Annotated in this window: 24 protein-coding genes, 2 pseudogenes and 1 riboswitch; of the genes and pseudogenes, 18 read left to right on the forward strand and 8 right to left on the reverse strand. The window is 58.1% G+C overall.

Annotation, left to right across the window (positions count from 1 at the left end; genetic code table 11):
• Positions 1–130 precede the first annotated feature (130 nt).
• Positions 131–511: pseudogene (locus CINSTRO3249_RS02100) on the forward strand (amino acid ABC transporter ATP-binding protein); the annotation flags it as partial.
• 159 nt (positions 512–670) lie between these two features.
• Here the strand turns inward: CINSTRO3249_RS02100 and CINSTRO3249_RS02105 are convergent.
• Positions 671–1,150 carry a zinc ribbon-containing protein gene (locus CINSTRO3249_RS02105; RefSeq protein ID WP_074011975.1) on the reverse strand — a complete coding sequence of 160 codons (480 nt, stop codon included), beginning with the start codon at positions 1,148–1,150 and terminating at the stop codon, positions 671–673.
• 267 nt (positions 1,151–1,417) lie between these two features.
• On the opposite strand from CINSTRO3249_RS02105, the gene leuS reads away from it, so the two are divergent.
• The 13 genes and pseudogenes from leuS to lipA all read left to right on the forward strand — a co-directional run bounded on the left by leuS (position 1,418) and on the right by lipA (position 15,249).
• Positions 1,418–4,000 carry a leucine--tRNA ligase gene (leuS, locus tag CINSTRO3249_RS02110; RefSeq protein WP_074011976.1) on the forward strand — a complete coding sequence of 861 codons (2,583 nt, stop codon included), beginning with the start codon at positions 1,418–1,420 and terminating at the stop codon, positions 3,998–4,000.
• 14 nt (positions 4,001–4,014) lie between these two features.
• Entirely contained in the window at positions 4,015–4,593 is a 579-nt protein-coding gene (gene lptE, locus CINSTRO3249_RS02115) for an LPS assembly lipoprotein LptE (protein WP_074011977.1), read from the forward strand.
• Between the two features lie 34 nt (positions 4,594–4,627).
• A complete protein-coding gene (gene holA / locus CINSTRO3249_RS02120; RefSeq protein WP_074011978.1) occupies positions 4,628–5,653 on the forward strand; it encodes a DNA polymerase III subunit delta in 1,026 nt (341 codons plus the stop codon).
• Positions 5,646–6,299 (forward strand): nicotinate-nucleotide adenylyltransferase, encoded by a 654-nt coding sequence (gene nadD, locus CINSTRO3249_RS02125; protein ID WP_074011979.1) that lies wholly within the window; start codon positions 5,646–5,648, stop codon positions 6,297–6,299. Before holA ends, nadD begins: the two co-directional genes overlap by 8 nt.
• 168 nt (positions 6,300–6,467) lie before the next feature.
• The gene (gene rsfS / locus CINSTRO3249_RS02130) at positions 6,468–6,773 is read left to right on the forward strand and encodes a ribosome silencing factor (RefSeq protein ID WP_074011994.1); all 306 of its coding nucleotides are present in this window, start codon (positions 6,468–6,470) and stop codon (positions 6,771–6,773) included.
• 3 nt (positions 6,774–6,776) lie between these two features.
• Positions 6,777–7,247 (forward strand): 23S rRNA (pseudouridine(1915)-N(3))-methyltransferase RlmH, encoded by a 471-nt coding sequence (gene rlmH / locus CINSTRO3249_RS02135; RefSeq protein ID WP_074011980.1) that lies wholly within the window; start codon positions 6,777–6,779, stop codon positions 7,245–7,247.
• Between the two features lie 37 nt (positions 7,248–7,284).
• Positions 7,285–9,189 carry a peptidoglycan DD-transpeptidase MrdA gene (gene mrdA, locus CINSTRO3249_RS02140; protein WP_074011981.1) on the forward strand — a complete coding sequence of 635 codons (1,905 nt, stop codon included), beginning with the start codon at positions 7,285–7,287 and terminating at the stop codon, positions 9,187–9,189.
• A gap of 6 nt (positions 9,190–9,195) precedes the next feature.
• Positions 9,196–10,308, forward strand: a complete 1,113-nt coding sequence (gene mrdB, locus CINSTRO3249_RS02145) for a peptidoglycan glycosyltransferase MrdB (RefSeq protein ID WP_074011982.1) — start codon at positions 9,196–9,198, stop codon at positions 10,306–10,308.
• A 9-nt stretch (positions 10,309–10,317) separates the two neighbouring features.
• The gene (gene rlpA / locus CINSTRO3249_RS02150; protein ID WP_074011983.1) at positions 10,318–11,460 is read left to right on the forward strand and encodes an endolytic peptidoglycan transglycosylase RlpA; all 1,143 of its coding nucleotides are present in this window, start codon (positions 10,318–10,320) and stop codon (positions 11,458–11,460) included.
• Positions 11,461–11,663: 203 nt separating this feature from the next.
• Positions 11,664–12,823, forward strand: a pseudogene (dacA, locus tag CINSTRO3249_RS02155) (D-alanyl-D-alanine carboxypeptidase DacA).
• Positions 12,824–12,954: 131 nt separating this feature from the next.
• Positions 12,955–13,218 (forward strand): DUF493 family protein YbeD, encoded by a 264-nt coding sequence (ybeD, locus tag CINSTRO3249_RS02160; RefSeq protein WP_074011984.1) that lies wholly within the window; start codon positions 12,955–12,957, stop codon positions 13,216–13,218.
• Positions 13,219–13,229: 11 nt separating this feature from the next.
• Positions 13,230–13,895, forward strand: a complete 666-nt coding sequence (gene lipB / locus CINSTRO3249_RS02165; RefSeq protein WP_174249714.1) for a lipoyl(octanoyl) transferase LipB — start codon at positions 13,230–13,232, stop codon at positions 13,893–13,895.
• Positions 13,896–14,283: 388 nt separating this feature from the next.
• Positions 14,284–15,249, forward strand: a complete 966-nt coding sequence (gene lipA, locus CINSTRO3249_RS02170) for a lipoyl synthase (RefSeq protein ID WP_074011986.1) — start codon at positions 14,284–14,286, stop codon at positions 15,247–15,249.
• 69 nt (positions 15,250–15,318) lie between these two features.
• Here lipA and tatE read toward each other — a convergent pair whose 3' ends face one another.
• Entirely contained in the window at positions 15,319–15,519 is a 201-nt protein-coding gene (gene tatE / locus CINSTRO3249_RS02175) for a twin-arginine translocase subunit TatE (protein WP_025422990.1), read from the reverse strand.
• Between the two features lie 169 nt (positions 15,520–15,688).
• Positions 15,689–15,752, forward strand: a riboswitch (Fluoride riboswitch).
• Positions 15,753–15,826: 74 nt separating this feature from the next.
• Between tatE and crcB the strand changes: the two genes are divergently transcribed.
• Entirely contained in the window at positions 15,827–16,219 is a 393-nt protein-coding gene (gene crcB / locus CINSTRO3249_RS02180; protein WP_074011987.1) for a fluoride efflux transporter CrcB, read from the forward strand.
• A gap of 758 nt (positions 16,220–16,977) precedes the next feature.
• On the opposite strand, the gene cspE is transcribed toward crcB, so the two are convergent.
• The 6 genes from cspE to CINSTRO3249_RS02215 all read right to left on the reverse strand — a co-directional run bounded on the left by cspE (position 16,978) and on the right by CINSTRO3249_RS02215 (position 22,504).
• A complete protein-coding gene (cspE, locus tag CINSTRO3249_RS02185) occupies positions 16,978–17,187 on the reverse strand; it encodes a transcription antiterminator/RNA stability regulator CspE (protein ID WP_025244663.1) in 210 nt (69 codons plus the stop codon).
• Positions 17,188–17,533: 346 nt separating this feature from the next.
• On the reverse strand, positions 17,534–18,301 hold the full coding sequence (locus CINSTRO3249_RS02190) for a DUF481 domain-containing protein (protein ID WP_074011996.1): 768 nt from the start codon (positions 18,299–18,301) through the stop codon (positions 17,534–17,536).
• A 341-nt stretch (positions 18,302–18,642) separates the two neighbouring features.
• Positions 18,643–19,569, reverse strand: a complete 927-nt coding sequence (lpxP, locus tag CINSTRO3249_RS02195; RefSeq protein ID WP_074011988.1) for a kdo(2)-lipid IV(A) palmitoleoyltransferase — start codon at positions 19,567–19,569, stop codon at positions 18,643–18,645.
• A gap of 552 nt (positions 19,570–20,121) precedes the next feature.
• Complete coding sequence (yedD, locus tag CINSTRO3249_RS02205; RefSeq protein WP_074011990.1) at positions 20,122–20,598, reverse strand: lipoprotein YedD; 477 nt, start codon at positions 20,596–20,598, stop codon at positions 20,122–20,124.
• A 504-nt stretch (positions 20,599–21,102) separates the two neighbouring features.
• On the reverse strand, positions 21,103–21,402 hold the full coding sequence (locus CINSTRO3249_RS02210; protein WP_074011991.1) for a hypothetical protein: 300 nt from the start codon (positions 21,400–21,402) through the stop codon (positions 21,103–21,105).
• A 247-nt stretch (positions 21,403–21,649) separates the two neighbouring features.
• Positions 21,650–22,504, reverse strand: coding sequence for an N-acetylmuramoyl-L-alanine amidase (locus CINSTRO3249_RS02215; protein ID WP_074011992.1), 855 nt, complete (start codon positions 22,502–22,504; stop codon positions 21,650–21,652).
• Between the two features lie 337 nt (positions 22,505–22,841).
• Between CINSTRO3249_RS02215 and CINSTRO3249_RS16395 the strand changes: the two genes are divergently transcribed.
• The 3 genes from CINSTRO3249_RS16395 to CINSTRO3249_RS02225 form a co-directional block, all read left to right on the forward strand.
• Positions 22,842–23,027, forward strand: a complete 186-nt coding sequence (locus CINSTRO3249_RS16395; RefSeq protein WP_125933098.1) for a hypothetical protein — start codon at positions 22,842–22,844, stop codon at positions 23,025–23,027.
• A 78-nt stretch (positions 23,028–23,105) separates the two neighbouring features.
• Positions 23,106–23,279 (forward strand): hypothetical protein, encoded by a 174-nt coding sequence (locus CINSTRO3249_RS17075; RefSeq protein ID WP_174249713.1) that lies wholly within the window; start codon positions 23,106–23,108, stop codon positions 23,277–23,279.
• A gap of 318 nt (positions 23,280–23,597) precedes the next feature.
• Positions 23,598–24,527: hypothetical protein (locus CINSTRO3249_RS02225; protein ID WP_217265363.1), on the forward strand; the 930-nt coding region annotated here is incomplete at its 3' end.

The raw sequence follows: 24,527 nt of genomic DNA on the forward strand, positions 1-24,527 counted from the left end.
GTCATATGCTGTTTAACCAGCGTCTGATATCGGCGGGTAAGGCGAGAGTCAATCCCGCCAACAGATAGGTTGAAATCATTCTGCAAAGTAATAACAGGTATCACGATAAATGTGTAGATACCTATGCACCAAAGGGCAGGCTCTGCTGGAGCGGGTGGGTCTGGCGGCGCACGCCAGTAAATTCCCGGGTCAGCTGTCCGGCGGCCAGCAGCAGCGCGTGGCCATCGCCCGGGCGCTGTGCATGGATCCGGTGGCGATGCTGTTCGACGAACCCACGTCCGCGCTGGATCCCGAAATGATAAATGAAGTGCTGGATGTCATGGTGGAACTGGCCCAGGAGGGGATGACGATGATGGTGGTCACCCATGAAATGGGCTTCGCGCGCAAAGTGGCTAACCGGGTTATTTTCATGGATGAGGGCCGCATTGTCGAGGACACGCCGAAAGAGGCGTTTTTTGCCCATCCCCAGTCGGATCGCGCCCGCGATTTCCTGGCCAAGATCCTGCATTAATCGCCCCACCGCGCGGCAGGGGGCTGAGTTCCCTGCCCTGTGGCGCCCTCTTACGCTTGCCCGCACACCGCGCGGCCGAAGCAGTGGCGTCAGGCAGGGAGAATCTCTGCGCCCGCCTGGCGCGCCGCTTTTGTCGCGCCTATTCTACCGCCGGCGCCCTTAACGGAACGGCTGACGATGGAACTCATCGAAGCCGCAATCCGGGCAAAGCGGCAAGGTTTCCGGGGTATAGAACGCCAGCGTATGATGACAGCGTTCGCACACCAGATTACCCAGGCCGACCACTTCGCCGCTGTGGTAAACGCCATGGTGGCTGACGTCCTTGAACACCTCTTTCCATTCCAACTGCGTCCGATCGGTAATATCCGCCAGCCGCTGCCATAAGCTCTCCTTGATCACGCGTAAAAACACGCTTTCGTCATCCTGTTCACGGCTTTCGTCGTAACTGCGGGCAAATTCCTCCAGATCCCGGCGCACCGCCCGGGTCACGTTCTCCACCTCCAGAGGGGTAAGATCGCCGCTGGCCAGCAGGCGCCGGCGGGCATCCGCCTCAAGCGCGTCGATATCCCGTTCCCCTTGTTCCAGCCGCTGGGTCAGCGAAGTAAGCAATTGATGGTAATGTTGCGCGACCTTGTCCATTATTTTCTCCTTGACCGGCGGCGCGGCCGGCTCGTTGTCATCGTCTTCATAATTTTAGTTGAAAACGGTCTGCGCGCCCGTCGTCGCCCCTCACGCAAGGCGGATTTGCCACGTTCGCCGCGAATATCGGCAGAAAAACGGCCCAGCCGGGCGCTGGGTGTTGTTGCCACTATCGCTTATCAGCTATGCTAGGCGGATCCTAACATTATGCTTCATACGCTCCCTGCGCGAGCGTCGCCGTATTTCACTTAAGGACCACTGGCTGCCATGCAAGAGCTTTATCGCCCGGAAGAGATAGAATCCACCGTCCAGCAACACTGGCATGAAAATGAGACGTTCAAGGTTACCGAAGACCCCGGCAAGGAAAAGTACTACTGCCTTTCCATGCTGCCCTATCCTTCCGGCCGCCTACACATGGGGCATGTCCGCAACTACACCATCGGCGATGTGATAGCCCGCTATCAGCGCATGCTGGGCAAAAACGTCCTGCAGCCTATCGGCTGGGATGCGTTCGGCCTGCCCGCCGAAGGGGCCGCGGTAAAAAACAACACCGCGCCGGCGCCCTGGACCTACGCTAATATCGATTACATGAAGAACCAGCTGAAACTGCTGGGCTTCGGCTATGACTGGAGCCGTGAGGTCACCACCTGCCGCCCGGACTATTACCGCTGGGAACAGTGGTTTTTTACCCGCCTGTATGAAAAGGGGATGGTGTATAAAAAAACCTCCGCGGTCAACTGGTGCCCGCAGGATCAGACGGTGCTGGCCAACGAACAGGTCATCGACGGCTGCTGCTGGCGCTGCGACACTAAGGTCGAACGCAAGGAAATACCGCAGTGGTTCGTGAAGATTACCGCCTACGCCGACCAGCTTTTGTATGATTTAGACAAGCTGGAGAGCTGGCCCGAGCAGGTGAAAACCATGCAGCGCAACTGGATCGGCCGCTCGGAAGGGGTGGAAATCACTTTCCGGGTCGCAGACAGCGAAGAGACGCTGACGGTCTATACCACACGCCCGGACACCTTTATGGGCACCACCTATGTCGCGGTGGCGGCGGGTCATCCGCTTTCGCTGCAGGGGGCGGCGTCGAATCCGGCGCTGGCTGACTTTATTCAGGAGTGCCGTAGCACCAAAGTGGCGGAAGCGGACATGGCCACGATGGAGAAAAAGGGCATGGCCACCGGCCTGCACGCGGTGCATCCGCTGACCGGCGAGATGCTGCCGATCTGGGTCGCCAACTTTGTGCTGATGGATTACGGCACGGGGGCGGTCATGGCGGTGCCGGGGCACGATCAGCGCGATTTTGAGTTCGCCCGCAAATATGACTTGCCGGTGAAACCGGTTATTCGTAATGCCGACGGCAGCGAGCCGGACCTCAGCACTCAGGCGATGACCGAAAAAGGCGTTCTGTTCAATTCCGGTGAATTTGACGGCCTTGACTATCAGGCGGGATTTAACGCCGTTGCCGATGCGCTGGTAGCGCGCGGCGTCGGTGAGCGCAAGGTCAATTATCGTCTGCGCGACTGGGGGGTTTCCCGCCAGCGCTACTGGGGCGCGCCGATCCCGATGATGACGCTTGAAGACGGTACCGTCGTGGCGACGCCGGAAGATCAATTGCCGGTTATTCTGCCGGAGGACGTGGTGATGGACGGGATTTCCAGCCCGCTGAAAACCGATCCGAACTGGGCGAAAACCACCTACCACGGTCAGCCCGCGCTGCGTGAAACCGATACCTTTGATACCTTTATGGAATCCTCCTGGTATCCTCACCGCTACACCTGCCCGGATTATGACCGTGGCATGCTCGATCCGGCCGCCGCCAACTACTGGCTGCCGGTGGATCAGTACATTGGTGGCATTGAACACGCCATCATGCATCTGCTGTATTTCCGTTTCTATCACAAGCTGCTGCGCGACGCCGGTCTGGTCACCTCCGACGAGCCGGCCAAGCGCTTGCTGTGCCAGGGGATGGTGCTGGCCGACGCCTTCTACTATCTGACCGCCAGCGGCGAGCGCGTCTGGGTGTCGCCGGTGGATGTCAGCGTGGAACGCGATGAGAAAGGCCGCATCGTAAAAGCGACCGATGCCACGGGCCGCGAACTGGTGTATGCCGGCATGAGTAAAATGTCGAAATCGAAAAATAACGGTATCGACCCGCAGGAAATGGTAGAGAAGTACGGCGCCGACACCGTGCGTTTATTCATGATGTTCGCCTCGCCGGCGGAAATGACGCTTGAATGGCAGGAATCCGGCGTGGAAGGGGCCAACCGGTTACTGAAACGCGTCTGGAAACTGGCCTATGAGCATACCCAGCAGGGCACCGCGAGCGCACTGGATATCGCTGCGCTGAACGACGAGCAAAAGGCGTTGCGCCGCGAGCTGCATAAAACCATCGCCAAAGTCACCGACGATATCGGCCGCCGCCAGACGTTTAACACCGCTATCGCCGCCATTATGGAACTGATGAACAAGCTGGCGCGTGCGCCGCAGCAGACCGGGCAAGATCGCGCCCTGCTGCAGGAAGCCCTGGTGGCGGTTGTACGGATGCTTTATCCTTTCACACCGCATGCCTGCTTTACGCTCTGGCAGGCGCTGGGCGGCGAAGGAGACATCGATAACGCGCCGTGGCCGGTCGCGGACGAGGCCGCCATGGTGGAAGACACGAAGCTGGTGGTCATTCAGGTCAACGGCAAGCTGCGCGGCAGAATTACCGTGCCCGCGGATGCGGACGAAGCCCTGGTACGTGAACGCGCCGCCCAGGAACATCTGGTGGCGAAACATCTTGAAGGGACCACGGTGCGCAAGGTGATTTATGTACCGGGTAAACTGCTTAACCTGGTCGTGGGTTAACAGAAGGAGGCGTTGTGCGACATCGGACTTTAGCACTAGTACTGGGCCTGGCGGTGACAATCACCGCCGGCTGTGGTTATCACCTGCGCGGCACCACCGCCCAGGTGCCGACCGAAATGAAAACCATGACCCTGAACAGTTATGATCCTTACGGGCCGCTTACTCGCGCCGTGCGCGCGGAACTGCGCCTGAACGATGTGACGCTGGTGGCCGATGCCGAGGACAAAAACAATACGTTGCCGTCGCTGCGTATTGTCAATTCGTCGGAAAACCAGGTTACCGCTTCGGTGTTCCAGGACGGTAAAACCGCCGAATATCAGATGACGCTGAGCGTTCACGCCCAGGTGCTGATGCCCGGCAAAGATTACTATCCTATCGACGTTAAGGTTTATCGCTCGTTCTTTGATAACCCGCTGACGGCGCTGGCGAAGGATGCCGAAGGGGATATCATTCGCCAGGAGATGCGCCAGCAGGCGGCGCAGCAGCTGGTACGCAAACTGCTGTCGGTACATGCCGCCCAGGAGGCGGATAATGCGCTGGATGCAAAACTAAAACAGCAGCAGCCACCGCGGCCGGCGGCGCCGGCCTCCTGATGAACCGGCGTCTGGTGAAGCGGCGGTCAGCGTTATGATCCGGCTGTATGCCGAGCAGTTGGCTGCGCAATTGCAAGAAGCATTGCGCCCATGTTATCTGCTGTTTGGCAACGATCCGCTGCTGCTGCAGGAAAGCCAGGATCGCATTCGCGACCGGGCGCAGGCGCAGCAATTCGACGAGCATTTCAGCGTCACGCTGGACGCCGCTACCGATTGGGATGCGATTTTCAGCCTATGCCAGGCGCGCAGTCTGTTCGCCAGCCGGCAAACGCTGCTGCTTGCCCTGCCGGACGGCGGCATCAATGCCGCCATGGCGGAAAAATTGCTCCAGCTGGTGTCGCTGCGGCATGACGACTTGCTGTTGGTCCTGCGCGGCAGCAAGCTGACCCGCGCTTTGGAGAACGGCGCCTGGTTCAAAGCGCTGAGCCAAAGCGCGGTGCTGGTGAGCTGCGCCACGCCGGAGCAGGCACAGCTGCCGCGCTGGGTGGCAAGGCGCGCCGCGAGCATGGCGCTGGACGATGCCGCCTGCCAACTATTGTGCTATTGCTACGAGGGCAACTTGCTGGCAATGGCCCAGGCGCTGGAGCGATTATCACTGCTTTATCCCGACGGCAGTCTGACGCTGCCGCGGGTCGAAGCGGCAGTGAACGACGCCGCACACTTCACGCCGTTTCACTGGGTCGACGCCGCGCTGGCGGGCAAAAGCAAACGCGCCGCGCATATTCTGCTCACGCTGCGGTTGGAAGCCACGGAACCGGTCATCCTACTGCGCAGCATTCAGCGCGAGGTGCTGCTGCTATTGACGCTCAAACGGCAAACGGCCGCCGCGCCGCTGCGTACCCTGTTCGACCGTCATAAGGTGTGGCAAAACCGCCGGCCGCTGCTGACGCAGGCGTTAGGCCGGCTTACGCTGGCGCAACTGCGCGCTACGGTGGCACTGATGACGAAAATCGAACTGGCGCTCAAGCAGGATTATGGCTACCCGGTGTGGTCCGATCTGAGCGCTTTGGCGCTATTGTTGTGCGGCAAAACGCTGCCCGCGGCAATGCTGGATGTCTAAACGCGCCCTCACCGCCTTTTACGGCGGCACCTTCGACCCCATTCACTACGGCCACCTGCGCCCGGTCATCGCGCTGGCGCGCCTGGTCAACCTGCAGCAGGTGATCCTGCTGCCGAACAATGTCCCGCCGCACCGGCCACAGCCTGTGGCGTCGGCGCAGCAACGGCTGGCGATGGCGCGGCTGGCGCTGGCCGAACTCGCCGACCCGCTGTTCACCCTTGATGAGCGCGAACTTAAGCGCCTAACCCCGTCTTATACGGTTGAAACGTTTGAAGCGCTACGCCGCGAGTATGGCCCGGACGCGCCGCTGGCCTTCATTATCGGCCAGGATTCGCTGCTGACGCTGCCGCAATGGCATCGCGGCCTGGAATTGCCGACGTTATGCCATGTGTTGGTGTGCGCCCGTCCCGGCTATGACCACGGGCTGGCCGATGCGCGCGACACTCGCTGGCTCACCCGCCGGCTGACCCGCGATCCGCAGGCGCTGCACCGGCAACCGGCGGGGCTTATTTATTGCGCGACCACGCCGGAGCTGGCCATTTCCGCCAGCGACATCCGCGCCCGCTATCGGGAAGGCCGCCCCTGCGATGGCCTGCTTCCTCCCTCGGTGCAAGGTTATATTGACGCACAGGGCTTATACCGTTAGTGTGCGCGCCATGCTATGCGACTTATCTTCGCCGGCCTGGCCGGCGCTGTTAATCTCTGTTCATTCCGCGGTCAACCGGCGCCTGGCAGCTATCCCATTGACTAGCGTCACCCTGTGTAAGCGTGGCGCGCGCGAAGCATACCGGAGGGGGAACCTTTGCTTGATACCATGCTCAAAGATTTTGTTGTAGACAAGATAGACGATTTAAAAGGGCAGGACATTATTACCCTCGACGTGCGCGGCAAGTCGAGCATTACCGACTGCATGGTGATCTGCACCGGGACCTCCAGCCGCCATGTCATGTCCATTGCCGACCATGTGGTACAGGCGTCGCGTGCCGCCGGCCTGATGCCGCTGGGCGTGGAAGGGGAAAACGCCGCCGACTGGATCGTGGTCGACCTGGGTGATGTGATCGTGCATGTGATGCAGGAAGAAAGCCGCCGTCTGTATGAGCTGGAAAAGCTCCGGAGCTGAGGGGTGAGACTGCAGCTTATCGCCATCGGCACCAAAATGCCGGACTGGGTGCAGGCCGGGTTTAGCGACTATATCAAGCGTTTTCCCAAAGATTTGCCCTTTGACCTGACGGAAATTGCGGCCGGTAAGCGCGGCAAGAACGCGGATATCGCACGTATCCTGGACAAGGAAGGCGAGCAGATGCTGGCGGCGGTAGCAAAAGGGAACCGCATTGTGACGCTGGACATCCCCGGCGCGCGCTGGGAAACACCGCAGCTGGCGCAGCAGCTTGAGCGCTGGAAACAAGACGGGCGCGATGTCAGTTTCCTTATCGGCGGGCCCGAGGGGCTGGCCCCTGCCTGCAAGGCAGCCGCCGAGCAAAGCTGGTCGCTGTCCCCGTTAACTTTACCGCATCCGCTGGTCCGGGTGCTGGTCGCGGAGAGCCTGTATCGTGCGTGGAGCATTACTACCAATCACCCTTATCACCGTGAGTAACGCGGTGACGATGATTAACGTGAATTAATTCCGCTGAATGAAAATAGAACGTAACCCCTTTCGCGACTATTCAGCCGAGTCGGCGCTATTTGTGCGTCGCGCACTGGTGGCGTTCGCCGGCATATTGCTACTGAGCGGCGTCCTCATCGTCAATCTGTACCATCTGCAAATTACCCGCTTCGAGGATTACCGCACCCGCTCCAATGAAAACCGCATTAAGCTGGTGCCCATCGCGCCAAGCCGCGGCATTATCTACGATCGCAACGGCACGCCCCTGGCGCTGAACCGCACCATTTATCAGCTGGAATTGGTACCGGAAAAGGTGGACAGTTTAGCGCAGACGATTGCCGACCTGCGGCCGATTGTCGATTTGACCGATGATGATATTGCCAATTTTGAAAAAGAGCGTAAACGCTCCCGCCGTTTCACATCGCTTCCGCTTAAAGTCGGTTTGACCGACGTGCAGCAGGCCCGCTTTGCCGTTAACCAGTACCGCTTTCCCGGCGTCGAAGTGAAGGGCTATCAGCGTCGCTATTATCCCTACGGCTCGGCACTCACCCACGTCATAGGCTATGTGTCGAAAATTAACGACCGCGACGTGGAACGTTTGGATAAAGAAGGGATTTTGCCAAACTATGCCGCGACCCACGATATCGGTAAATTGGGTATCGAACGCTACTATGAAAGTACGCTGCACGGTAAAACCGGTTACGAAGAAGTGGAAGTCAACAACCGCGGCCGGGTGATCCGTCAGCTTCACGAGCAGCCACCCCAGGCGGGGAAGGATATTACCCTGACGTTGGATTTAAGCCTGCAGCAATATATTGAGAAGCTGCTGGCCGGCAGTCGCGCCGCGGTGGTGGTGGTCGATCCCCGCGACGGCGGCATCCGCGCCTTGTTGTCCAACCCGAGCTACGATCCCAACCTGTTTGTCGACGGCATCTCCAGCAAGGAATACCACGCGCTGCTGGAAGATGAAAACCGCCCGCTTATCAATCGCGCCACCCAAGGCGTTTATCCGCCCGCCTCCACCGTAAAACCCTATATTTCGGTGTCGGCGCTCACCCTGGGCGTCATTAATAAAAACTTTACCTTGTTCGATCCGGGCTGGTGGCAATTGCCCGGTTCGGAGAAACGTTATCGCGACTGGAAACGCTGGGGGCACGGCCGGTTGAACGTCACCCGGGCGCTGGAGGAGTCGGCGGACACCTTTTTCTATCAGGTGGCGTATGACATGGGCATCGACCGGCTTTCCGAATGGATGAGCAAATTTGGTTACGGCCAGTATACCGGTATCGATCTGTCCGAGGAGCGCGCCGGCGTGATGCCGACCCGCGAATGGAAAGTCGCGCGCTTTAAAAAGCCTTGGTACCAGGGGGATACCATTCCGGTCGGCATTGGTCAGGGCTACTGGACCGCGACGCCGCTGCAAATGTCGAAGGCGCTGATGACGCTGATTAACGACGGCGCGGTGCGGACGCCGCATCTGCTTTCCGGCACGCGGGAGAACGGCCGCCAGGTTCCCTATCGTCAGCCGGAGCATGTGCAAATCGGCGATCCCCATTCCGGCTACTGGGAGCTCGCCAAAGACGGCATGTACGGGGTGGCCAATCGGCCAAACGGTACGGCGCGCAAGAGTTTCGCCGACGCGCCTTACAAGGCGGCGGCCAAATCCGGTACCGCTCAGGTGTATGGCCTGAAGGCCAACGAAACCTACAATGCCCACAAAATCGCCGAGCGCTTGCGTGACCATAAACTGATGACCGCCTTCGCCCCCTATGATAAACCAACGGTGGGGGTGGTGGTGATTCTGGAAAACGGCGGCATTGGCCCGGCAGTGGGAACCATTACCCGCCAGATCCTGGATCATATCCTTCTGGGCGATAACACCACGGACTTACCCGCGGAGCCGCCCGCCCCGCCCGGCAGCGAGAGTGATTAATCCATCATGACTGATAATCCGCAACAAACTTCCCTGTGGAACAAGCTGCACATTGACGTGATGCTACTGTTGTTCGTCACATTGCTGCTGGTCTACAGCGCCCTGGTGGTGTGTAGCGCCAGCGGCCAGGATGTCGGCATGATGGAGCGTAAGGTTGCCCAGATTGTCATGGGTCTGCTGGTAATGCTGGTGATGGCGCAGGTGCCGCCCCGCGTCTATGAGGCCTGGGCGCCCTATCTGTATATCTTCTGCGTGTTTCTGCTGGTGCTGGTGGACGCCTTTGGTCAGATCAGTAAAGGCGCGCAACGCTGGCTGGATCTGGGCATTATCCGCTTCCAGCCGTCGGAAATCGCCAAAATCGCCGTGCCGCTGATGGTCGCGCGCTTTATCAACCGCGACAGTTGTCCGCCGTCGCTGAAAAACACCGCTATCGCGCTGGTGCTGATTTTTGTGCCCACGCTGCTGGTGGCGGCGCAGCCCGATCTGGGCACCGCTATCCTTATCGCCGCCTCCGGCCTGTTCGTGCTGTTCCTGTCGGGAATGAGCTGGAAACTGATCGCCGTCGCCGCACTGCTGGTGGCGGCGTTTATCCCTGTGCTGTGGTTCTTTTTGATGCATGATTATCAGCGCGATCGGGTGATGATGCTGCTCGATCCTGAAACCGACCCTCTCGGCGCCGGCTATCATATTATTCAGTCAAAAATCGCCATCGGCTCCGGCGGTCTGTCGGGCAAAGGCTGGCTGCACGGCACCCAGTCGCAGCTGGAATTCTTACCGGAGCGCCATACCGACTTTATTTTTGCCGTGCTGGGCGAGGAGCTGGGGCTGATTGGCGTGTTGGTACTGCTGGCGCTTTATCTTGGCGTGATAATTCGCGGCCTGGTGATCGCAGCGCGGGCCCAGAACACCTTTGGCCGGGTAATGGCGGGCGGTTTGATGCTGATTTTGTTCGTTTACGTGTTCGTGAATATCGGTATGGTTAGTGGTATCTTACCGGTGGTTGGCGTGCCGCTGCCGCTGGTAAGCTACGGCGGTTCGGCGCTCATTGTGTTAATGGCGGGTTTTGGTATCGTCATGTCGATACATACTCATCGGAAAATGTTGTCTAAAAGTTTATAGAGGTGAGCAATGCGGAAGCTTAGATGCGTTATCGGCATGATGGGGTTGCTGCTTAGCGCCTGTTCCACCCAGCAAGAGACGCAGCCGTCGGCGCCGGCCCAGCAGGCCTATTCCGGGCCGGTGGTGGAAATCAGCGGTGTGGAACCCCGCTATGAGCCCTATAATCCGGGCAACATGCAAGATTACACGGTGAACGGCAAACGCTACAGCATTGTGCAGAACCCGCAAAACTTTAGTCAAACGGGCCTCGCCGCCTGGTACGACAGCGAAAGCGGCGGTAATAACACCGCCAGCGGCGAGCCCTTCGACGCCAACGCGCTGGCCGCCGCGCATCCTACGCTACCCTTGCCCAGTTATGTGCGGGTGACTAACCTGAGCAACGGCCGTCAGTTGGTGGTCCGCGTGAACGACCGTGGCCCTTACACGCCGGGACGGATTATCGATCTGACCCGCGCCGCCGCCGACCGGCTAAATATTTCCAATAACACCAAAGTAAAGGTCGATGTGATTCAGGTCGCGCCGGACGGGACGCTAACCGGGCCGGGCACCGTTGGCACGGTGGTGGCGAAACAGAATTTTGCCCTGCCGCCGCGGCCGGATCTCAGCGGCGGAGGCAGCGCGGGCGACAGCGGCATCGCGGCCGGCAATAACGGCGCGGCGTTTTCCGCAAACGGCGGCAATACCGGCAATGGCGGCGCGCAGCTCGCACCCGTCAATGGCGCCACCGCGGCCGCCCAGGGAGGCGCAGCCGATAGCGCGGTGAACGGCACGCAACAAGACGCCACGCCGCTCACCAGCCCCGCTCAGCGCCGCGGGTTCCTGGGCGCGCCGTCGGCGCTGCCGGCGGGGGTGGTGGAAACCGAGCCTGCCGCGCCGGCCCCTTCGCCCGCGGTGGCCGCACCCGCTGCGGCGGTGCCCGCTGCCGCCAGCGGCCGCTTCATGGTCCAGGTGGGCGCCATCGGCGACGCCCAGCGCGCCGCCAGCTGGCAGCAAAGCCTCAGCCAGCGCTTCAGCGTACCGGGTAGAGTGTCGGCCAACGGCAATTTGTACCGCGTACAGTTAGGCCCGTTCCAGAGTCGCCAGCAGGCGCAAGCCTTGGTGCAGCGGTTGCAGAGCGAAGCGCAACAGTCCGCCTTTATCGCCGCGCAATAGCGGCCGCCACCCTTCTCCTGACCGGCGCGCCGTACTGGCGACGCCGGCGGTTTGTCAACATGCCGCTGCCCCGTGTAAACCCCTGAAACAAAATTATTTGCCTGAGCCGCACGCGGTGCCGTTTTGCCTGATGCCGCCTTTTTTGACATCTGGTATAGTGTGGCACGATTTTAACTTACCCCCACGGATGCCTTTATCCTGACATGAAGAACGTAACTACACCTCTCTTATTCAGTCGGTTAGCCTTAAGTACCGTTTTGGTGATGGGCGTTGTTTCCGCAAGCTTTGCCGACGATGTCAATCTGAAGACCATGATTCCGGGCGTGCCGCAAATCGACGCCGAATCCTACATCCTCATCGATTACAATTCCGGTAAAGTGCTGGCGGAAATGAACGCCGACGCGCGCCGCGACCCCGCCAGTCTGACCAAAATGATGACCAGTTACGTCATCGGCCAGGCGATCAAAGCCGGCAAAATCACCCCGAATGATATGGTTACGGTCAACAAAGATGCCTGGGCCACCGGGTACCGGTCTCGCAGCTGAACCGCGGTATCATCCTCCAGTCGGGCAATGACGCTTGCGTAGCGATGGCGGACTACGTCGCCGGCAGTCAGGACGCCTTCGTGGGGTTGATGAATAATTATGTCAGCGCGCTGGGGCTGCAAAACACCCACTTTGAAACCGTACACGGCCTGGATGCCCCCGGACAATTCAGCTCCGCCCGCGACATGGCGATGATCGGTAAAGCGCTGATCCGCGACGTGCCGGACGAGTACGCCACCTACAAAGAAAAAGAATTCACCTTCAACAACATCCGTCAGATGAACCGTAACGGCCTGTTGTGGGATAGCAATCTGAACGTCGACGGCATCAAAACCGGCCATACCGAATCTGCGGGCTATAATCTGGTGGCCTCGGCGACCGAAGGGCAGATGCGGCTGATTTCCGCGGTGCTCGGCGGACATTCAATGAAAGGCCGGGAAAACGAAAGCCGCAAGCTGCTAACCTGGGGCTTCCGCTTTTTTGAAACCGTGGCGCCGCTGAAAGCCGGCAAAGAGTTCGCCGCCGAGCCGGTGTGGTTTGGCGATACCGACAGCGTCAAGCTTGGCGTAGACAACGATGCCTATCTGACCATCCCGCGCGGTCGGATGAAGGATTTGAAGGCAAGCTATGTGCTGGATAATCAGGAATTGCATGCGCCGCTGGCGAAAAATCAGCAGGTCGGCACCATCAATTTCCAGCTGGACGGTAAAACCATCGAACAGCGCCCGCTGGTGGTGCTGAGTGAAGTGAAAGAAGGCAACTTCTTCAGCCGCATGGTCGATCATGTCAAGCTGATGTTCCACCATTGGTTCGGTTAATCCCTTCATCCCTTGTCAGGGGCGAATCCGCGCCCCTATAATACCCCCTATTCAATCTACTTCCGCCGCGGCGGGAGCGCCGGCCATCTGTCGTTGTTGCGGCGGATAAACGCCGGTCACCGGGAGTCGCTATGAAAACCAAACTCAATGAATTACTTGAATTCCCCTGCCCGTTCACCTACAAAGTGATGGGCACCGCCCAGCCGGAATTGGTCGATCAGGTGGTGGAGGTGGTGCAGCGCCATGCCCCGGGCGATTATTCACCGCAGGTCAAACCCAGCAGCAAAGGAAACTACCATTCCGTTTCCATAACCATTACCGCGACCCACATCGAGCAGGTAGAAACGCTGTACGAAGAGCTGGGTAAAATCGACATCGTGCGTATGGTGCTGTAAGTCGGGAGATAATCGTGTCACAGAGCCTGGTTATTCGCCAGCTGGGTCTGCAGCCCTATGAGCGCGTCTCATTGGCGATGCACCGCTTCACCGATGCGCGAAGCGACGCCAGCGCCGATGAAATCTGGCTGGTGCAGCACCCGCAGGTCTTTACCCAGGGGCAGGCCGGTAAGGCGGAGCATTTGCTGCAGCCGGGCGCTATCCCGGTGGTGCAAAGCGATCGCGGCGGTCAGGTAACCTTCCACGGTCCGGGCCAGCAGGTGATGTATGTCCTGCTGGACCTGCGGCGCCGCCGCCGCCTGGGCGTGCGCAATCTGGTCACTCTGCTGGAGCAAACCGTCGTCGCCACGCTGGCGCGCTTGTCCATCAACGCCCACGCCCGCGCCGACGCGCCGGGCGTTTACGTCGGCGCTGATAAAATTTGTTCACTCGGGTTACGCATCCGCCAAGGCTGCTCATTCCACGGCCTGGCGCTGAATGTGGCAATGGATCTGTCGCCCTTTTTGCGTATCAACCCCTGCGGTTATGCCGGCCTGCGCATGACGCAGGTGAGCGAGTTGGCCCCCGGCACCGGTATCGACGACGTCGCGCCGCTACTTATCGCCGAATGCCTGCGGCTGCTGGATGCCCCCAGCGGCGAGATCGAGGGCTGGGATGCCGCGCATTATGGCCTTTGAGCCGAGATTGAGGGTTGGGATGCCGCGCATTATCGCCTCTGCGCCGAGATCGAGGGCTGGGATGCCGCGCGTTAAGGCCTCTGAGCCGAGATCCAGGGTTGGGATGCGGCCCATTATGGCCTCTGCGCCGGGATCGAGGGCTGGGATGCCGCGCGTTAAGCCCTCTGCGCCGGGATCGAGGGCTGAGATGCGGCGCCTTATGGCCTCTGCGCCACGGCAAACAACGCGCCACCGGTGCCATTGGCCCTCAAGCCATGTTTTGCATTCACCCGCTGTGAACAACATGTTATAATTTTTAAAATTTTTTTGATGTTCGCTTAAAATTCACGTAACAGACTGATTTACATGCTCTTCAGGCTGTCGACTTCGGGACTGGACCTGCACCCTTATGAGTAAACCGATACAGATGGAACGCGGCGTTAAATACCGTGACGCTGATAAAATAGCGTTAATCCCCATCAAAACCGTCGCGGTGGAACGTCAGGAAATCTTGCGCAAGCCCTCCTGGATGAAAATTAAATTGCCCGCCGATTCGACCCGTATCCAGGGCATCAAGGCGGCGATGCGTAAAAACGGCCTGCACTCGGTGTGTGAGGAAGCCTCCTGCCCGAATCTGGCGGAATGTTTTAACCACGGTACCGCCACCTTCATGATCCTGGGCGCCATCTGCACCCGGCGTTGCCCGTTCTGCGATGTCGCACACGGCCGCCCCGTCACCCCTGATGCCAACGAGCCGGAAAAACTGGCGCAAACCATTGCCGACATGGGGCTGCGCTACGTCGTGGTCACTTCTGTCGATCGCGACGATCTGCGCGACGGCGGCGCCCAGCATTTTGCCGATTGTATTAGCGCCATCCGCGCCAAAAATCCCACCATCCGCATCGAGACGCTGGTGCCCGACTTCCGCGGCCGGATGGATCGCGCGCTGGATATTATCAATGCCGCGCCGCCCGATGTCTTTAACCACAATCTGGAAAACGTGCCGCGCTTGTATCGTCAGGTGCGCCCCGGCGCCGACTATCATTGGTCACTCAAGCTGCTGGAGAACTTCAAAGCCGCCAACCCGCAGCTGCCGACCAAATCCGGTCTGATGGTGGGACTGGGCGAAACCAATGCGGAAATCGTTGAGGTGATGCGCGATCTCCGCCGTCATGGTGTCACCATGCTGACGCTGGGCCAGTATTTGCAGCCCAGCCGCCATCACCTGCCCGTAAAGCGCTATGTCAGTCCGCAGGAATTTGATGAGATGAAACAAGAAGCGTTGGCGATGGGCTTCACCCATGCCGCCTGTGGGCCCTTCGTCCGCTCGTCCTACCATGCGGATTTGCAGGCCAAGGGGATAGAAGTCAAATAATTCGCCGGCGGGCGGGCAAAAAAAAAAGGGCGGACGCCTCAAGACGCCGCCCTTCTTTGCCGCAAAGCGTTACTCTTTGCGATCGGCTATACGCGCCGCGTCATCAGCCTGCGTTTGCTGTGCCGGCGCTGAATCGTCGTTCATGGCCTTTTTGAAGCCTTTGATGGCCGCACCCAGGTCGCCGCCCAGCGAGCGCAGCTTTTTGGTGCCGAACAGCAGCACGATCAGAGCGCCGACGACTAACAATTTGGTAATGCTTAAACCTTCCATAACCACCTTCCGGGTTAATGCTGACTGTTAACTACAGCGGTAAATTAATATTACCTGCTTTTTACCGCTATTGCGGCCGCAATACAAGCGATATGTGTAACAGTTTGCCACCCGTTACGCCTGTTGCTTGCTTTCCTCTCCATTACCCCGCGCTGATAAATCTGCTATAATTTGTTACGGAGATGACATTCCTCCTTATAACCGCCGTTATGGCTGATGATGTCTACGTTCACCCGCAGGTACTGGGGAACGTGGCGTCACGTTTTCCTTTCCGGGGTTTCACCCATTCTGATTGTGAAAGGTAACTATGCTTGGCTTATTTTCGGCCGTCTTTATCGGTGGCGGTTTCGGTAGTGTCCTGCGCTGGTATGTCAGCGTCAAATTAACGCATTCGGGTCTGCCCTTCCCCGCCGGCACGCTGCTGGTTAATCTGGTCGGGGCGTTTATCATCGGCTTGGCGCTGGCGCTTTTTCCCCGCCTGCCACAGCTGGATCCCGCCTGGAAGCTGCTGCTCACCACCGGTTTTTGCGGTGGGCTGACCACGTTCTCCACCTTTTCCGCTGAAGCCGTGGCCCTGATGGCCAGCGGTGAGTACTTCTGGGCGGCAGGTAATATTCTGCTGAATCTCTTGGGTTCATTGCTGATGACGGCGTTGGCGATTGGCCTAGTGAACTGGCTGGCGCCGCCCTTACCCCTTTAGCTTTGACGGCTCGGGATGCGGCCGGAGTCGCCCCGCGCCTGAGACTGCTATACACAATCGGGCCGCGGACGCAGAATCGGGCCGCGGCCCGTCTGCAGATGACCTAGACCCGCTGCCCCTGTACGGCGGGCTGCGGTCGCGCGACTTCCGCCGGCGCGCCCGCACTCATCGCCTGCCACTCTCCTCCGCTGGCTCGGGCGCCGGACCACGTTGCGCTTCTTGATTGCCGCCGCTACAGTTGCCGGCGGCGGCACAATCGTTGCACCCGGAGATTCTGAGAGCAACGCTTGCCACAGGGGATTACCGCCAGGACCGCGTTTCGCCACGCTAACGCGTCACTCTCTGGTTTTTACTGTGTCGGCCTACCTTACCTGGGCCTGTGCTGTCTCTACGGAGGTTGCCCTCTTTCGCTTTGGCCTGTGCCGTCGCGCCCGGGCTTGTTCTCTCTCGCTTCGGCCTGTGCCGTCGCGCCCGGGCTTGTTCTCTCTCGCTTCGGCCTGTGCCGTCTCGCCCAGGCTTGTCCCCTCTCACATTGGCTTGTCCCCTTTCGCTTTGGCTTGCCCCCTCTCGCCTGAGCTTACCCCTCTCACTTTGGCTTGCCCCTCTCGCTTCGGTCTGTGCCGTCTCGCCTGGGCTTGTTCTCTCTCGCTTTGGCTTATCTCATCTTTCTCGGGCTTACTTAAACCTGCTTGAGCATGCCTTGCCGCGCAGGCAAAAAAAAACCCGCCTCAGGGCGGGTTTTTCAGGAAACTGGCTAATTAAATAGCAGTAACGTCAGCAGCCGAAGGGCCTTTGGCGCCATTAGTGATTTCAAACTCTACACGCTGACCTTCAGCCAGGGTTTTGAAACCGTTGCTCTGGATGGCGGAGAAGTGTACGAACACGTCTTTGCTGCCATCTTCAGGAGTAATGAAACCGAATCCTTTGGACTCATTAAACCACTTAACGTTACCTTTAATCTTAGACATCAAACTTACCTTTAAATAAATGATAGACACAAACTCTGTGTCGTCGAGTAGTACAGCAATTGGCAAGCTTTTTGTCCAGCATTAGATCAGTAATCCGTGATAAATATTGCTAAAAAAACTTTTTAACCCCTGGATCACGCTGTGAGGGGACCGGTACACCGCTACACTCTGCCGATTTCTCGCCACAGGGCGGCGCGTGACACACAACGGGCGCGCCTCACCCCGCGGCCGGCCGGTGAAAGCAGGCCACCGGCCGTGGCTGTTATTGCACCCAAAAATCGCCACGGCGCTTTGATATGACTGCGTCCGGCCGAGGGCGAATATCCCGCCTCTCGCCGAGGTGAGATTAAGGCAGTTTATAGACCAACGATACCGACGTGCGGGTATCGGTATGCTTCGGCGCGCTATCCGGCGGATCCTGGTTCCAGGTAACGTTATAAGCGACTTTCAGCGCGAAATGGTCGTTGATATCGACACTCAATCCGGTTTCGGAGTTTACCGTCGTGTCATCATTGGCGAGCAGCGATAACCCCTGAATAAATTTGGTACTGTCGGTCAGCTGATAGCTGTAAGAGGCCGCTGCGTAACCTAGCGCTTTGGTGGCCGTGCCGCCGCCCTGATATTCATCGTGACGAACGCCAGGACCCGCTTCAAGACGTAGAGTATGGATAGGCCCGGTCAGCACCTGACGGCCGTAACCGGCCACCAGCGTATCGCGCGCGCGATAGCCGTTATAGCGATCGCTTAACCAACTCCCCTGAGCAAACAGAAAGTTTTGCGCGCTCAGGTTGTGGCGAGCACGCGCGCCGACCTGATATTTCTCTGAACTGCGTTGATCGTCGGACGAATTGTTAGCGGCTTCCCCCCAGAGACTATAGGCATTTGACTGTTGGAACCAGGTCATGGTGCTGCTGGCGGCCAGATTGGAGTTGCGGGTATTACCGCTCTGGGCGTTGTAGCTTGCCTGAGCATTGCCATCAAAGCTTTTTTTGGCGGTGGAAGGATCATCCAGCGCGGTAAAAATATCGGTGTCGGCGAAGGTGGTAAAACTGGCCAGCGACATGCCAAGGGTGGTCAACAAAGAGAGTGCCCGGAAGCGCTTATTGCGTAACATAAGATACCTGTCAAATTGGCGGAAAAGGGTGATGCGCATTTAAAGTTCATCAGTGTAGCCAAACGACGTCGCCGCTGTACTGGTAATTTTATGTAATATTGGTAACAAAATTTGAGAAAAAAGGCGAAAAGTTGAAGAAGGATTGGTTCAGGCAGGTTACATAACAGCAGAGTACCAAAAAATGCCATATTAATTAAAAACTTAACGAAATGCACATCCTTTTTCACCGCAGTAGTTATCCACAGCCCGTCGACCTTCAGATAATTCTGGAAGCGCCTTCAGGTGTGTTACCTGCCCTTAGGCGTGCTGCCCTGGCCGCGCAGCAAGATGACATGAGAAATTCACACGTACAGCGAGAGCTCCCCCCGGGGGCGGGTTTTAAAACGGCGATGCAGCCATAGATATTGATCCGGCGCGCGCAAGATTTCCTGCTCCACAATGCGGTTCATGTAACAGGTTGCCGCCATCTCATCATCCTGGGGATAGTCGCTGAGCGCCGGTTGAATCAACAGCTGGTAGCCGCGGCCGTCTTGCTTGCGAATCAGCACCACCGGCACCAGTTTCGGCTGCGCCAGACGGACCAGCGTATAGGTGCCACGGGTAGTGGCCGCCTGAGGAACGGCGAAAAAGGGCGCGAAAATGCTGCCTCGCGGGCCATAATCCTGGTCCGGCGCAAACCATACCGTTTCACCTTGCTTTAGGGCATGCACCATACCGCGCAGATCTTTTCTATCCAGCATGGCTTTATTGGAACGCATACGCCCCCAGGTCTGGATAAGTTCCATCACTTTATTGTTATGGGGACGGTACATGGCCATCATCGGTTGACATAGCCCCATCGCCCTGCCGCCCAGTTCCAGCGACATAAAATGGATACCAATGACCATGACGCCTCTGTCGTGGCGGTTGGCCTGCTGTAAATGCTGGAGGCCGGAAACGTCAAACCAGCGTTTGACGCGCGCATCGGACCAGAACCAGGCCATGCCCGTCTCCATGAGCCCCATGCCCAGCGAGGTGAAATTGCTGTTGACCGTGTCTTCCAGACGCGTTCTGTCCATATCCGGGAAGAAGCAAAGCTCAAGATTGCGGCGGGCAATGCTCGCTCGCCGTTTTAAAAACGGCTTCGACATACGGCCAAGGAGCCCGCCAAGGCGACGCAATATGGGATAGGGTAATTGCACCAGCAGCCAAAGCACCCCCAAACCAAACCAGGTGAGCCAGTAGCGTGGATGCAGCAAGGCAAGCGAAAACTTCTGAGGTTGCGGCATCAATTTTTCCTAGTGACGGGCTGCAATACGTAACGCATCAATCGGAAAAACTATTAAGTGCGGTACAGGTAACAACTCAGACACCCTCCGGCGGTCAATATTCGACGAAAAGTTGTAATCTTTCATTTCTTTACACGAGATAACGCATCCAACGCGGCTTCTATTCCTGACGCCGGCCTTAGGCTCGGATTTCACGATGCAACCCTCACAGGGGGCGCAAGGCAATGATAGACGGCGACAGCGAGAAACGGGAAAAGGGTGAACGCAAAGCTTCAAGCGTGAACGCAAAGCTTCAAGCGTCGAGGGAGCATAACAGAATGCGGGTGCGGATACCCGTAAAGACAGGTAAATTTTTTTACCAATCCTCTAATTCCGGCGTGTCGCAAGCAAGGGCCGCGCAGCCTGAGGCCGCCACTCGGGCCATTGCCGACCCCATGCTATTGGGTTTGAGAGTCAAGCAGGCCGCCGGGCGCGTCAACGGCGCTAGCAGCGGCAGCGGTGCCGGCATAGGCAGCAGCGCGGGCAAGGGCAGCGGCGCCGGCATCCTGTCAGTTAGCGGACCACCCCGGCTTTACGCGCCCCGGTGCCGGCAGCCTTAGCCACTGGCGCCGCGGCGCCAAACACCCAATTATCCCCTTGCCCGGAGATAAACGGCTGGCACTCCGCGGTGGGTGACGTACTGCGTTGCAAGGTGAGATTGCCATAATGCAACACACCACTGTCCAACCGCAGCGCACTGACTTCGTTTTTCTCGTTAATATTGTACAGCCGTGCATCGCGCAAGGTCAGTTTACCCGGCCGGGTGATTGTTCGTTGCCAACTCCTGCAATCCAGCGTGGTCCCCGAACGGCTGATTATCAAGCTCGCCACCGCATCAGGGCTTACAAGCGCGTTCTGCGGCGAGGTGCTGGTCCAGATGCCGGCATAGCCTTGGGGGGCCGGAGCCGCCACCACCTTGGCATATTCCGGGGCGCCGGCGCACCCGCTCAGGGCCGCCGCCAGCAATATCATCACGGGAGTTCGCTTCATAAACAGATCCTTGTGAAAAAGAACCGAAATGTTAACACTAATAGCGTTGCAGGTTTAGCCCCTTTTTGGCTGCCCTGCCGACCAGACAGCCTCAGCCGGCGAAAGGCACTAAGGCCACCAGATACGCCCTGCCGGCGAGCGACGCTAAGGCCTCCAGACGCTCTCTGCCGGCAAGAGGCGTTAAGGCCACCAGACACCCTCTGCCGGCAAGAGGCGCTAAGGCCAACAAACACCCTCTGCCGGCGAATGGGGCGAAGGCCTCCAGACACTCTCTGCCGGCAAGAGGCGTCAAGGCCTCCAGACACCCTCTGCCGGCGAGTGGGGCGAAGGCCTCCAGACACCCTCTGCCCGCGAGCGGCGCTAAGCGGACGCCGGGAAGCGGACGCGCCCCTCCCGAAGCAGGCTATCACCTGCATTCACTTTCGCGCCGGAACAACGGTGGTATAAGGGTTTAGGGACGGGAGAACGCGTTAGCAACGGCCAACATACCGCGCCGGGGGCGCGTCACGACATGCTGATAATGTGATCGGCTATCAGGGAGTAGCCGCCATTCCACTCCATACGGCCGGTCACCGTCAAACGTTCGCCACGCAAATGCGCCATCAGCTCCAGCGCCATAATATCGAAACCCACTACGGTCAGGGGGTAAGCGCTACGCTTTTTGCTCTCCGCCAGAATGGTCGCTTTCACCATCGGCCGGCCAGCGGTATTTTTGATACGGCTAGGTGATTTGGTTATCACCCCTGACAACGTGGTCACCGGCTGTTCAGCGTTTTCAGAAGGGGATGTGGTACCGGGGTTCATGACAGGAAAACCTCCATTAGTCTCTCTCTTTTGACTGTAACGAACCTCAATTTTATCAAATTGTGCGTCTGACGTCTGAACAATTGTGCAAATTACAGCCAAAAACCCGGGTCCAGCGCAAAGAAATGACGAAAAAAAAACTGGTAAGCCTTACCCTACGGCGCGGTGGCGGCCATCACCGCCGCGCCGGTTCGGATGCATGTTATGCCGAATGATATGTAACCGAACGTGTCGTCACGATGTCATCTCAGGTCGCGCTGCGGTATTTTTCCACCAGCGCAAGGGCAATCGCCTCGGTTTCCATGTCCGCGACGCCGGTAATATTGCTTGGGCGAAAATGCATCTGGAAAGCGCTAATGACGCGCAGCGTCTCAGGGTCCATCTTGCCCGATTGCGGGATGGTGTAACCGTAAGCGGCCAGCGCTTTCTGGATAGTCGCGACATTGCCGGCAGACCAGCGATGCAAACCCTGCAAATATTTCGTCACCGTTGCCGCATCCGGCCAGGCGCCTATGCCCTGCTGTGCCATTTCCTGCCACGGAAATTGCGGACCGGGATCGGTTTTGCGCAGTGGCGCGATATCGCTGTGCGCCAGCACGTTTTGCGGCTCAATTTGGTAACGGGCGATGATATCCCGGGCCAGGCGTGCCGCTAATATCGTCTGTTCTTTATGATAAGGGATCCATTGTCTACCGGCGGCGCTCTCATGAAAACCGTCATTGACAATTTCGATGCCAATAGACGTATAATTAATATTATTGCGACCGGCCCAGCCGCTTACGCCCGCGTGCCATGCCCGTTTATTTTCCGGCACCAACTGTAATACCACCGGCTTGCCATTAATCTGCGTGGGGTGAGAGGGAATCAGATAATGGGCGCTCACGCTACCGTGCGTAAGCAGCCGTAAAGACTCTTTATCATCGGCGGCGGTATAATGGAATATGAGGAACCTGACGCGTTCATCCTGCTCTTGGGAGGGATAAGAGGTGTCGACCGCATAGTCGCCATGTTCAATCACATTAGTGACCGGTTTTTCGGCAACGCGATGCTCAACACACCCCGATAGTCCCAGCACGGTCAACAGCAATAATATCCTTTTCATATGCACTTTTCCTAGCGTAAAAAAAACATCCTAGCAACGAAAAAAATAACAAAAGCTCAACCGATGCACAGCAGATAATAAATTTCATGACTTTTATGATGAATATAACAGCCCGCGATCATTCTTATTCGGGTTGCTTAATACATAACTAAACTAATTTGTTAAATTAATTAATTTATATTAAAGTCATTTTCCCGCTTTCGGGCCAATAAAACCCTGAACGTTCCGGCGCTGATGGCGTAATAAGCCGGAGGTGTTTCCACTCCCATTGCGGCAATGAGACGGCGAGCTTTTTTCCGCCCACCGGGCGTCCGGCATCAGATGCGCTAACATCTCCATGTGCCTTTTCGCCTTGCTCGCACGATTACCGTTGCCGTCATACGCCAAGGCACGCGATGTCGTCATCGTCGATTATGCCGGGGTGGACAGCGATACGGCCGGACTGGCCGCCCACGCTCTGACATTGACTCGTCCTGACGGCATGACGGATTGCCAACTGCCAATCGTCTGCCCGCCGCCATAATAATGACGCCGCACCCTGTAAGCCATTCGCTCTGTCGGGCGGGGTTGCGAAACGATGGCAGTCGGCGGCGGAAACGGCATGACCCCTCTGGTTTTACTTCGCCCCGGCGCGCTGGCCGCCGCCGTTTACCCGCCGTACGCCCTGTTTGGAACCGACGATCCCTCGACGGTAGTCCGTCGATTTGCGCCGCGCTTGTTAGCCGACTTCGCGCCGCAGGGGTCGGGTGGTGCCCACCATCCGGCCATGCTATAAAAATTGACAGCCCGACCGTGAAGAATAAAGCCGTCGCCGGCCCGGCCGGCGGCGTTGCATACTGCCCGTTTACGGCTGCCCGTTATCACCGACCAACACCGGCAGGGCCGCGCACTGCCCGTTTACGGCGGCCCGCCACCACCGGCCAACGCTGGCAGGGCCGCGCTGCACCCTGCGCCGCACGTGCTTGACCCGTTGATACGCCGCCGTCATCAGCCCGTTAGCCATAACGCTTGCGCACAGCCTTGAAAACTAATTTGCTCTGGCAAAGCCAACGCTTTTGCCGTGATGCCTGGTACCCACGATAAGGATATCGCTATGCACCACCCTTTTGCAGCACAGGTCGACCCCCGCACCGGCCTACTACAGTTTCGCCTTCCTCTGGTCACCGCTATCGGTAATGATCATTTGGGGCCAGAATTTGCGCTATCGTTGAATTATTCCCTGTTGGACCTTGAGGATGTTGGCTACGGTAAAGGCTTTAGCGCTAATCTAAGCCGCTACGATCCCGTCAGTCGCTTATTAACGCTTTCCAACGGTGAACAATATCGCCTCGACGGCAACGAATCCGAACCGGCTTTTAGCCCGCCGGCCCCGCTCCATCTCCGGCTGAAAAAAGGTAACGAAGCACTTTGGGTTTATTACAAAAGCGGCGTCGTCGAGCAGCTTATTATTCCCCAGGCTAAAGGCGTCGCACAAAAGCATTATCTTCTCAATCGGGTATTTTCCCCCACCGGCCATGAAATAATCTTCACCTATGTCGCCCTCAATGGCCGGCTGCGTCTCGCACAAATAAAAGACGCGCAGCAAACTCTGGTAGAAATAGATTGGACGGCCTTATCCCAAGTCAACAGCCAGACGCCGTCGCCACACCAAATCCAGCTCACCGTCTGGCCTGGTCTGCCCCAAAGTCATCGAGTGTTCTTGCTAAAAAAGCAGGGCACGCTTACGCAGGTGAGCAAGTATGATAATTTTGACACCACGCACTGTGGTGCCGGCGCAATTTGCCAGTTAGGCTACGACCACCAGGATCGCCTGGTCTCGCTGCGCCTGCCCGGCGGTATCAACGAAAGTTTTACCTATTGCGCCGACGGTGCCGTGCGGCCACAGCCCTGCATTGAAAGCATAGGTATCTACACATTTATCGTGATACCTGTTATTACTTTGCAGAATGATTTCAACCTATCTGTTGGCGGGATTGACTCTCGCCTTACCCGCCGATATCAGACGCTGGTTAAACAGCATATG

It is taken from the genome of Candidatus Sodalis sp. SoCistrobi (assembly GCF_900143145.1).
Classification (GTDB): domain Bacteria; phylum Pseudomonadota; class Gammaproteobacteria; order Enterobacterales; family Enterobacteriaceae; genus SoCistrobi.

Bases quoted from the DNA above. Each gene is read 5' to 3' on its own strand.
- crcB (WP_074011987.1), top strand. From the start codon at position 15,827: ATGCTTGGCTTATTTTCGGCCGTCTTTATCGGTGGCGGTTTCGGTAGT.
- mrdA (WP_074011981.1), top strand. From the start codon at position 7,285: ATGAAAATAGAACGTAACCCCTTTCGCGACTATTCAGCCGAGTCGGCG.
- leuS (WP_074011976.1), top strand. From the start codon at position 1,418: ATGCAAGAGCTTTATCGCCCGGAAGAGATAGAATCCACCGTCCAGCAA.
- CINSTRO3249_RS02105 (WP_074011975.1), bottom strand. From the start codon at position 1,150: ATGGACAAGGTCGCGCAACATTACCATCAATTGCTTACTTCGCTGACC.
- yedD (WP_074011990.1), bottom strand. From the start codon at position 20,598: ATGAAGCGAACTCCCGTGATGATATTGCTGGCGGCGGCCCTGAGCGGG.
- tatE (WP_025422990.1), bottom strand. From the start codon at position 15,519: ATGGAAGGTTTAAGCATTACCAAATTGTTAGTCGTCGGCGCTCTGATC.
- rsfS (WP_074011994.1), top strand. From the start codon at position 6,468: ATGCTCAAAGATTTTGTTGTAGACAAGATAGACGATTTAAAAGGGCAG.
- mrdB (WP_074011982.1), top strand. From the start codon at position 9,196: ATGACTGATAATCCGCAACAAACTTCCCTGTGGAACAAGCTGCACATT.
- CINSTRO3249_RS17075 (WP_174249713.1), top strand. From the start codon at position 23,106: ATGACCCCTCTGGTTTTACTTCGCCCCGGCGCGCTGGCCGCCGCCGTT.
- CINSTRO3249_RS16395 (WP_125933098.1), top strand. From the start codon at position 22,842: ATGTGCCTTTTCGCCTTGCTCGCACGATTACCGTTGCCGTCATACGCC.
- holA (WP_074011978.1), top strand. From the start codon at position 4,628: ATGATCCGGCTGTATGCCGAGCAGTTGGCTGCGCAATTGCAAGAAGCA.
- lpxP (WP_074011988.1), bottom strand. From the start codon at position 19,569: ATGCCGCAACCTCAGAAGTTTTCGCTTGCCTTGCTGCATCCACGCTAC.
- CINSTRO3249_RS02215 (WP_074011992.1), bottom strand. From the start codon at position 22,504: ATGAAAAGGATATTATTGCTGTTGACCGTGCTGGGACTATCGGGGTGT.
- cspE (WP_025244663.1), bottom strand. From the start codon at position 17,187: ATGTCTAAGATTAAAGGTAACGTTAAGTGGTTTAATGAGTCCAAAGGA.
- CINSTRO3249_RS02190 (WP_074011996.1), bottom strand. From the start codon at position 18,301: ATGTTACGCAATAAGCGCTTCCGGGCACTCTCTTTGTTGACCACCCTT.
- lipA (WP_074011986.1), top strand. From the start codon at position 14,284: ATGAGTAAACCGATACAGATGGAACGCGGCGTTAAATACCGTGACGCT.
- rlpA (WP_074011983.1), top strand. From the start codon at position 10,318: ATGCGGAAGCTTAGATGCGTTATCGGCATGATGGGGTTGCTGCTTAGC.
- nadD (WP_074011979.1), top strand. From the start codon at position 5,646: ATGTCTAAACGCGCCCTCACCGCCTTTTACGGCGGCACCTTCGACCCC.
- CINSTRO3249_RS02210 (WP_074011991.1), bottom strand. From the start codon at position 21,402: ATGAACCCCGGTACCACATCCCCTTCTGAAAACGCTGAACAGCCGGTG.
- ybeD (WP_074011984.1), top strand. From the start codon at position 12,955: ATGAAAACCAAACTCAATGAATTACTTGAATTCCCCTGCCCGTTCACC.